Origin of the sequence: Acidocella sp. MX-AZ02, from assembly GCF_000306035.1 — a bacterium.
Taxonomy (GTDB): domain Bacteria; phylum Pseudomonadota; class Alphaproteobacteria; order Acetobacterales; family Acetobacteraceae; genus Acidocella; species Acidocella facilis.
Map to the genome: position 1 here is coordinate 225,478 of NZ_JH976208.1, position 7,450 is coordinate 232,927.

At 67.9% G+C, this 7,450-nt stretch carries 9 protein-coding genes; 1 reads left to right on the top strand and 8 read right to left on the bottom strand.

Features of this window, described 5'->3' with window-relative positions; translation table 11 throughout:
* Positions 1–15 precede the first annotated feature (15 nt).
* Genes MXAZACID_RS09295 through MXAZACID_RS19735 form a run of 8 tightly spaced genes read right to left on the bottom strand, consistent with a single transcriptional unit; the run spans position 16 to position 6,542 of the window.
* A complete protein-coding gene (locus tag MXAZACID_RS09295) occupies positions 16–288 on the bottom strand; it encodes a hypothetical protein (protein ID WP_008494028.1) in 273 nt (90 codons plus the stop codon).
* Positions 289–293: 5 nt separating this feature from the next.
* Complete coding sequence (locus MXAZACID_RS09300; RefSeq protein WP_008494030.1) at positions 294–1,160, bottom strand: flagellar motor protein MotB; 867 nt, start codon at positions 1,158–1,160, stop codon at positions 294–296.
* A 2-nt stretch (positions 1,161–1,162) separates the two neighbouring features.
* The gene (locus MXAZACID_RS09305; protein WP_008494031.1) at positions 1,163–1,969 is read right to left on the bottom strand and encodes a flagellar motor protein; all 807 of its coding nucleotides are present in this window, start codon (positions 1,967–1,969) and stop codon (positions 1,163–1,165) included.
* On the bottom strand, positions 1,966–2,529 hold the full coding sequence (locus tag MXAZACID_RS09310; protein WP_008494032.1) for a sigma-70 family RNA polymerase sigma factor: 564 nt from the start codon (positions 2,527–2,529) through the stop codon (positions 1,966–1,968). Before MXAZACID_RS09310 ends, MXAZACID_RS09305 begins: the two co-directional genes overlap by 4 nt.
* A complete protein-coding gene (locus MXAZACID_RS09315) occupies positions 2,522–4,609 on the bottom strand; it encodes a flagellar biosynthesis protein FlhA (RefSeq protein WP_008494033.1) in 2,088 nt (695 codons plus the stop codon). The genes MXAZACID_RS09310 and MXAZACID_RS09315 overlap by 8 nt, the downstream gene beginning before the upstream one ends.
* Entirely contained in the window at positions 4,602–4,865 is a 264-nt protein-coding gene (locus tag MXAZACID_RS09320) for a flagellar biosynthetic protein FliQ (protein ID WP_008494034.1), read from the bottom strand. The genes MXAZACID_RS09315 and MXAZACID_RS09320 overlap by 8 nt, the downstream gene beginning before the upstream one ends.
* The gene (locus tag MXAZACID_RS09325) at positions 4,862–6,124 is read right to left on the bottom strand and encodes a FliM/FliN family flagellar motor switch protein (protein ID WP_008494035.1); all 1,263 of its coding nucleotides are present in this window, start codon (positions 6,122–6,124) and stop codon (positions 4,862–4,864) included. Before MXAZACID_RS09325 ends, MXAZACID_RS09320 begins: the two co-directional genes overlap by 4 nt.
* On the bottom strand, positions 6,117–6,542 hold the full coding sequence (locus tag MXAZACID_RS19735; protein ID WP_205619780.1) for a flagellar hook-length control protein FliK: 426 nt from the start codon (positions 6,540–6,542) through the stop codon (positions 6,117–6,119). The genes MXAZACID_RS09325 and MXAZACID_RS19735 overlap by 8 nt, the downstream gene beginning before the upstream one ends.
* Here MXAZACID_RS19735 and MXAZACID_RS19740 point away from each other — a divergent pair.
* Positions 6,529–7,450, top strand: a 922-nt coding sequence (locus tag MXAZACID_RS19740) for a hypothetical protein (protein ID WP_205619781.1), incomplete at its 3' end; no start/stop codon positions are given. The two genes, MXAZACID_RS19735 and MXAZACID_RS19740, sit on opposite strands and share 14 nt — an antisense overlap.

The window sequence follows — 7,450 nt, forward strand, 5'->3', positions numbered from 1 at the left end:
AGGGCACCACGAAGCTCATGGATCAGCCCCGCCCTGGTCGGGGCCGCGCGCATCGGCGATCAACAGCCTCAGCCCTTGGCCGGTCAGTTTCAGCAGCGGGCCGAGCAGCGCCAGACCCGCGCGGGTCAGCAGCGCCACCGCCAGCGCCCCCAGCCCCCACGCGCCGACCAGCCCGGGATTGGCGAAGCTTCCCGGCTCATGCGTCGCCGCCCAAGAGGTCATCGCCGCCAGGCTGAGCCAGATCGGGCTGAACAGCTTGCTGGCTTTCGGGGGTTTCGCTTTGGCCATGGGCTTTACCCTTTGCCCGCGCCGGGAGCCGGGCCGGCGCCGGGAATGGTGCCGAGGCTGGGCGCGGCGCCGGTATCGCCGGCCGGGTCCGGCGCATGCACCACCACCACCACGCGCCGGTTCTGCGCGCGCCCGGCATCGTTCGCATTGCTGGCCACCGGCGAGAACTCGCCGAACCCCTCCGCCGCCAGCGCGTTGCCCGGCACGCCATTGGCGGCGAACAGCGACACCACGGCGACCGCGCGCTCCGCCGAGAGCGACCAGTTGGAGGGAAACTGCGCCGTGGAGATCGGCTGGTTATCCGTATAGCCCTCGACGGTGACGCGGAATCCAGGAGGCAGATGGGTCAGCCCGGTGCCGACCTTGGCCAACAGGCTGGCGGCGGCGGGCTTCAGCGTCGCGGCGCCGGAATCGAACAGCACCGAGGCATCGAGCTGGATGGTCAGCGTCAGCGGCGTGCTGGTCATGCTGACCTCATGCGCATCCGTCATCGGCTGAAAGACCTTTTGCAATTGCATTTGCAGCGCCTGCAGGGCTTTCATTTCTGCATCGAGCTGCTTGGTCATGCTCTGCGGCAGTTTCGTGGCGGCGCGTGGCGGTGCCTCGATCCTTTGCGGAATCGGCGAGACATTATGCTGCAACACCCCGCGCGACCCCGAGGGCGGCTCCACGATCGCCGGTGGATTGCCATGAAATGCCTGGATGAAGGCCATGGCGATCTCGTCTTCCTTGTGATGATTGCGGGTGGAGGAGGCATAGAGCACCACGAAGGTCGCCAGTAGCAGCGTCACCAGATCCGCATAGGAGATCACCCAGCGCTCGTGATTGGCGTGGCCTTCCTCTTTCTTCTTTTTCGGGGGCAGCAGCGCCATGGTCAGGCCGCCTGCGAGGCGCCGTCCGGCGCCGCTTCCGTGGTCTCGTCTTTCGCCTTGGCCTTGCTTTTCTCCTCATGGAGGAAATTCTTCAGCGTCTGGCGAATGATGATGCCGGGCTTGCCCTCCGCCAGCAGGATGAACCCTTGAATGACGACCACACGCTCCTGCGCCAGCTCCTTGCTGATCGCCTTCAGCCGCGCCCCCAGCGGCAGCGCGATCAGATTGGCGAAGCCGACACCATAGACGGTGGCGATAAAGGCGGTGGCGATGCCAGCGCCCAGCAACTCCGGATGGTTCAGCTCCATCATCACATGGATCAGCCCCATCACCGCGCCCATGACGCCGACAGTGGGGGAATAGCCGCCGATCGCCTCCCAGAAATGCCCAGGCAGTTCCTGGGCATGATCCTTCTGCTCGGCGGCGGCGGTCAGCATCGCGGCGAATTCCTCGGGCGGGGTGTTGTCCACGATCATCTGTAGGCCCTGGCGCTGAAAATCGTCGGCGATGTTCGGAATTTCCGCCTCCAGCGCCAGCGTGCCGGCGGCGCGGGCCTTGGCCGACCATTCCGCCACCTGTTCGATATAAGCGTGCAGATCGATCCGCGGCGGCTTGGCAATCCACATCACCGCCTTGAAACATTTTCCGAACGCGCCAAAGCCGAATTGCAGCGCGCAGGCGGACGCGGAGCCGCACATCACGATGATGAAGGCGGTGAGATTGAGCAGCGAGCCGATCGGCACATGATCCGACAGCGCGCCACCAACGACGACGAGAATGCCGAGAAACAGCGTGACGAGGTTGATCAAGGCATGGTCTCTCCGCTTTGAGCCGCATTCATGTGGGTGCCCAGCAGCTCCAGCGCGCGCTTGCGCAGCCGCGAGGCATAGCCCTCGCTGATATCCAACACCGCCGCGATTTCCCGATTATTAAGGTCGTTGTAAAAATGCAGCGCCAGGATGCGATATTCCAATTCCGGTAAGGTTTTCAGCGCCGCCACCAGCAGCGTGTAATTGTCGGTCCGCGCGAGCAGGGAGAGCGGGTCCACCTGGCCGTAGGAATCCTCCTGCACGGTGTTTTCCATCACCTCCGGCGCCAGCACCGCCTCGTCGCGCCGGCGCGCCCCTTCGCGGCGCAGCCCATCGATCATCGCGCCTTTGATCCGCCGCGACGCGAAAGCCTGAAACGCCACGCCATGCGACGGATCGAAGCGCTGCGAGGCTTCCATCATCCCCACCGCGCCCCATTGCAGCATCTCGTCCAGATCCGCCCAGGGCATGCGGGCTTTCAGCAGCAGCGCCATGCGCTTGATCCAGTCGCCGTACAGTGAGGTCAGGGCTTTATGGTCGGGCGGGCTCTGGTCAGGCATGGGCGGGGGCGGGCTCCGCGGTATGCACCACCTGCAGCTTCATCGTTTCGGGAATTTCCTCCAGCGCGATCACCGGGATCACCCCGTTCAGGCATTTCGCCACGGCGCGGCGCATCGGCCCTTGCACCACCAGCACCGGCTTGGCGCCGCGCGCGCGCATCGCCTTCGCCGCCTGCTCCCCGGCCTGGCGCAGATGGGTGGCGATCTCCGCCTCCACCTCGCTTGCCCCCTCGCGCGCGCTGCGCAGGGATTTGCTCACCAGCTCCTCGAGCTTCGGCTGCAGCACCGCCACCCGCAAGGCCGGCTCCGGCCCGGTGAACTGGCTGACGATGAAACGCCCGATCCGCAACCGGACCGAGGCGAGCAATTTTTCCGGGTCCTTCTGGCCGCTATCGCTGCCTTCCACCAGGGCTTCGGCAATGCGCTCGAAATCGCGCACCGGCACCTCTTCGGCGAGCAGCCCCTGGCAGACCTGGCGGACCAGCCCGACGGACAGCCCCGCCCGCAAATCCTCAGCCAGGCGCGGCGTGGTTTCCGCCAGCCTGGTCATCAGCCCTTCCACCTGCGGGCGGCCCAGCAGCTCGGCGCCATAGCGCTTCAGCACCTCGGCGAAATGGGTGGCGATGGCGCTGGCCGCGTCCACCACCGTGTAGCCCAGCTCCTCCGCCTGCGGGATCGCACCATGCGGGATCCACACCGCATTCTGGCCGAAGGCCGGGTCCTTCACCGCGCGGCCGGTGGTGAGTTTCTCCACCACCATCGGGCCTTCAATGGCGAGCCACTGGCTGGGCCAGGCCTCGCCGCCGGCAATCGCCGCGCCGCGCAATGTGAAGCGATAGCTATGCGCCGGCAGCTCGGCGGAATCACGAATATGCACGGCGGGCACCAGAAACCCCATGGCGCGGCCATAACGCTGGCGCACGGCGGTGAGCCGGCCGAGCAGCTTGCCCTCGCCCGCCCCCACCATCGGCGCCAGGGCAAAGCCGATATTCATGCCCAGCGGGTCAACGCCGGAGACATCGGTGAGGCTGTCCGGCTTGACCTCCGGCTTGGCATCCTCGCTCTGCTTGGCGCCGGGCTGGTCGGCGGCGTCGTCCGGCGTGGCGCGGGAGAGCCGCCAGGCGGCGAGCCCCAGCGCGCCGCCCAGCAGCAGAAACGGGATATGCGCCATTTGCGGCACCAGCCCGATCGCCGTGGTGATCACCGCCGCGATCGCCAGCGCCTGCGGATATTTCGACAGCTGGGATTTGATCTGCCCGCCAATATCCTCGCCGGTGGCGACACGGGTGACGACCAGACCGGCGGCGACCGAGATGGTGAGCGAGGGGATCTGCGCCGCCAGCCCATCGCCCACGGTCAGCAGCGTGTAGGTGCGCGCGGCATCGCCGATCGGCAGCCCATATTGCAGCGTGCCGATGACCAGCCCGCCCAGCATGTTGATGACCAGGATGATCATCGCCGCCACCACATCGCCGCGCACGAATTTCGAGGCGCCGTCCATGGCACCGAAAAAATCCGCCTCCCGGCGGAGCATGTCGCGCCGGCGCTCGGCCGCTTGCGCGGAGAGGATGCCGGCATTGATCTCGGCATCGATCGCCATCTGCCGCCCGGGCAGACTATCCAGCATGAAACGCGCCGAAACCTCCGCCACGCGCGAGGCGCCCTTGGTGACGACGACGAAATTGATGATGATGAGAATGGCGAAGATGATGCCGCCGACGACATAATTGCCGCCGACCGCGAATTGCCCGAAGGCCTCGATCACATGCCCCGCCGCCCCCGGCCCGGTATAGCCGTTGAGCAGAATCGCCCGCGCGGTGGCGACATTCAGCGCCAGCCGCATCAGCGTGGTGGCGAGCAGGATGGAGGGAAAGGAGGAAAACTCCGCCGGCGAGCCGATATAGAGCGAGGCCCCGAGAATCACCAACCCCGCTGAAATATTCAGCGCGAACAGAAACGAGATCGCGGCCGGCGGCAGCGGCGCCGCGAGCATTACCAGCACCATCAGAATGATGGCGGGGCCGGAGAGCTGGCTCGGGCTCAACAGCCCGGGGCGCGGCGCGGCGCTGGCGTCAGCCATGCAGCAATCCCGGAATCGCGTGGAACAAAGCGGTGCTGTAGCGTTCGATGCCACCCAGCATCAGCGTGCCGCCGGCGCTGATCAGCGCCGCCAGCCCGCCCAGCTTCAACACGAACGGGATCGAGGCTTCGCGCACCTGGGTCGCGGTTTGCACCAGCCCGACCGCCAGCCCGATGACCAGCATCAGCAGCAGCACCGGCCCGGCCAGTTCCGCGAAGGCCAGCCAGGCGCCGCTATTCACGCTGGCCGCACTCATGGCGCCGGCTCCTCCTCCGCGGGCACGTCCTCGGTCAGGGCGGTCACGCGCACGCCGTAGCGGTCATTCGCCACAGCCACCACCTCGCCATAAGCGAGCTTCTGGCCGTTCGCGTAAATCGCCAAAGGTTCGCCGATCATCTGGTCCAGCTGCAAAATCTGCCCGTGGCGCAGCGCGCGCAGATCCTTCACGGTGATGTGGGTGCGGCCGAGTTCCACCGTTACCGCCACCTGCACCCGGTCCAGCACCGCCTTGGCGGTAATCGCCGGCGCGCCGCCGGCGCGCGCCTGCAGCCGTTCCAACTCCACCCGCTCGGTCTCGACGAGTTTCTCCGCCCCGGTGACGCGTTCTGTCTGCTCGCTCATTTCACTCTCCTCCTCATCTGATTCGGCGCGCACCCGGCAGCAGACATAACCGTCCTGCTGGCCGTAATCGGCCAGGAACAGATCCACCCCGCCGGAGACCGCCACCGCATGCGGCCACAGCGTGAAGGGCAGCACGTCGCCCGCCTGCAGCGCCTGAAACACCGCCAGCGGCACCTCCGCCCGGGCCAGCTCGAAGCTCAGCGCCAGCCTGGTGGTATCGGCCAGCAGCTCGATGCCGCTGGTCCAGTTCTGGTCCGGTCCGCGCCCGCCCAGCAGGCCGGACTGGGTGGCGATTTTCGCCTCCAGCGTTTCGAAGGCGGAGTAGGGGACGATGACGCGGATGGTGCCCGACCCCAGCTCGGTCTCGAAAATGCCGGTGACGGCGATCATCCAATCCTGCCCATCGGCGATGGCGAGCATGCCGGTGGCGTTCTCATAAGCCAGGGCCTCCAGCTGCATCGGCACCACCGGCGCGAAGGTGTCGGTGATGGTGGCGAAGGCGAGGTCGATCATTTGCTTGCCCACGCGCGTCTCCAGCGCGGAAAGCTCGTAACGCTCGAACGGATGCGCGGCGGTGGCGCCGCACATCGCATCCACCATCGCGCCGATCAGATCGCCATCGATCGCCAGCAGCATCCGCCCGCGCAACGGGGTGAGTTCGGAGATGCCCGCCAGCATCACCTCCGGCAAAGCGGACATGGCGGATTCATGCGAGATCACATTCTGGATGCAGGAGAGAACCTGCACCGAATGGCGCATGCGCTGGAACAAAGCGAAGGCGATCTGGCGCATGAACCGGTCCGCCAGCGTCTCCATGAGAATGGAGCGCAGCAGCGGGGCACGCATCGGGTCGAGCAGATCGAGCAGCTCGACATCGGCGTTTTCGTCAAGCATAGGCGCTCAGGCCGCTCGCCGGCGGGTTGTCGCTGCTGGGCTGCGGGGCGCTGGCCTGCTGTTGCGGGGCGCGTTGCTGGTGCTGCCCGCTCTGCCCGCCGCTTTGCGCGAATTGGCCGCCCACCTGCGCCTGGCCCAGCGTGAGGCCGGATTGCGCCATGGCGCCGGACAGGCCGGGCAGGGCGGATTGCAGCGCCTGCGCCGCATCCGCGGTGCTGGGCACGAACAGTAAATTCACCTGCCCCTGCGCCCCCAGCCCGACCTGCACGGAGAGATGGCCAAGCCCTGGCGGATCCAGCCGCAGCACCGCGCCGCTTTGCCCGGCCTGGTGCAGGGCGGTGACGGTGGCGGCCAGGGCGGTGGCGCTGCCGGCGGCCAGAACCGGGCTGGCGCTGGCGTGGCTGGTGGTTGCCGCCATGATGTTTGCTGCCATAGTGGCGGGCTGGATGCCGGGGGCGGCCATTGGCAGGGCGGAGGCAGGCCCCAAGACGCTGTTGCTGGACGCGGAGGCGGCATTTTGCGCGTGCGGGGCGGGGCTGGTGATGGCAGCCGTGGCGGCCGCCTCCCTGACCGCCAGCAAGGCGGCCGTGCTCGCCGGGGCAGAGCCAGGCGCGGACGCGGAGGCCGCGCCAGGACCGGATTTTGCTGGACCTGATTTTGCTGGTGCGGCGCTGGCGGCGCGGGGCGTCACGGCGGAAGGCACGGGACCGGGCGTGCCAGAGCCAGGCCGCGGGGCAGCCGGTGCAATGTTTTTTGCCGTGGTCGCGTCGCCGGTGGCGGCTGGCGCGAGGCTGGCGCCCGGCGCCTTCGCGGCCGGCTTGGCGTCCTTGCCGTCGCTGATGAGGGGAGGCGCGCTCGCGCTGGCCATAACGGGCGAGGCCGCCCCGCCGTCCCCTTGCGCGGGGGGCTCAGCCGAAGCGGCTTTGGCGCTCATGCCGGTGCCGATGCTGGCGCTGGTGCTGGTATGGAGGCCGACGCCGGCGATGGCCTTGGCGCTGCCCTTCCCGCTGGCCGGTTCATCCGTGCTGGAGGGCTGTACGCCATGCCGCGTATCAATCGCGGCGGCTTTGTCCGGCAGTCCGATGGCGGCCGGTTCATCCATGCTGGAGGGCGTCACGCCATGTCGCGTACCGATCGCGCTTGTGCTGTCCTGCGGGCCGGTGGCGGGTGCCACGGCGGCGGATGGCTGCTGCGTCGCTGGATCAGCCAGCGGGATTGTGAGCGGCGCCACCGCATCCTGGCGCGCCGCTTTCCGGGGGCTTGGCGGGCTGGCCTCGCTCGCCGCCTGCGCGTCTTGCGGCGCGCGCGCGCGCGCGGCTTTGGGCT